The organism is Hydrogenophaga electricum (genome assembly GCF_030160815.1).
In the GTDB taxonomy this organism is placed as follows: Bacteria; Pseudomonadota; Gammaproteobacteria; order Burkholderiales; family Burkholderiaceae_C; genus Hydrogenophaga; species Hydrogenophaga electricum.
On record NZ_BSPB01000144.1, the window covers coordinates 1 to 927 of the forward strand.

The following is a 927-nucleotide window of genomic DNA, read 5'->3' on the forward strand; positions in this document are numbered from 1 at the left end:
CCCTCGGCGTCCACCGACAGCCGCACGTTCTCCGGCTTGTCCAGCAGCTTCTGGTTGCTCGCGCGCGGCAGGTCGATGTTGACCGCGTGTTTGATCACCGGCACGGTGATGATGAAGATGATCAGCAGCACCAGCATCACGTCGATGAACGGGATCATGTTGATCTCGCTGAGCATCTGGTCGCTGTCTTCCTGGGTGGCCATGGCCATGGGTGTTCTCCTTGAACGCTCGGGCGGTGTGGCCTCAGGCCTTCTTCATGGGCAGGACCTTGCCCGGGCTGCCGGCGCTGCCCACGCGCGCGCCGGTGACGAAGTAGGCGTGCAGGTCGTGCGCAAAGCGGTTGAGCTGGTGCGTGATGGCCTTGTTGGCGCGCACCAGGGCGTTGTAGCCCAGCACCGCGGGGATGGCCACAAGCAGGCCCAGGGCCGTCATGATCAGGGCCTCGCCGATGGGGCCGGCGACCTGGTCGATGCTGACCTGGCCGGCCGCACCGATGCCCAGCAGCGCGTGGTAGATGCCCCAGACGGTGCCGAACAGGCCCACGAAGGGGGCGGTGGAGGCGATGGAGGCGAGCACCGTGAGGCCGCCCTGGGCGCGCGCCAGGTGGTCGTCCAGGCTGCGGCGCAGGCCGCGCTCGATCCAGTCGCTGACGTCCAGGCTGTCGTGCAGCTGGGGCGCGCTGCCTTCCTTGTGCACGATGTGGCGTGCGGCTTCGCGGCCTTCGAGGGCGAGGTTGCGGAAGGGGTTGCCCGGCTCCGAGCCGAGCTTGTCCATGCCTTCGGCGAAGTCGGCGCTGTGCCAGAAGCTCTCGCAGGCGCGGGCCTGGCGGCGCTGGGCACGCTGGTCCAGCACCTTGAGCAGGATGATGACCCAGGTGGTCAGCGACATGATCAGCAGCACGGCGGCCACGCAGCGCGTGACGGCATC

At 68.3% G+C, this 927-nt stretch carries 2 protein-coding genes; both read right to left on the bottom strand.

Features of this window, described 5'->3' with window-relative positions; genetic code table 11:
• On the bottom strand, positions 1-209 hold a 209-nt coding region (locus QQK43_RS23180; RefSeq protein ID WP_284309640.1), incomplete at its 3' end, for an ExbD/TolR family protein.
• A gap of 34 nt (positions 210-243) precedes the next feature.
• The coding region (locus tag QQK43_RS23185) for a MotA/TolQ/ExbB proton channel family protein (protein WP_284309641.1) at positions 244-927 on the bottom strand (684 nt) is incomplete at its 5' end.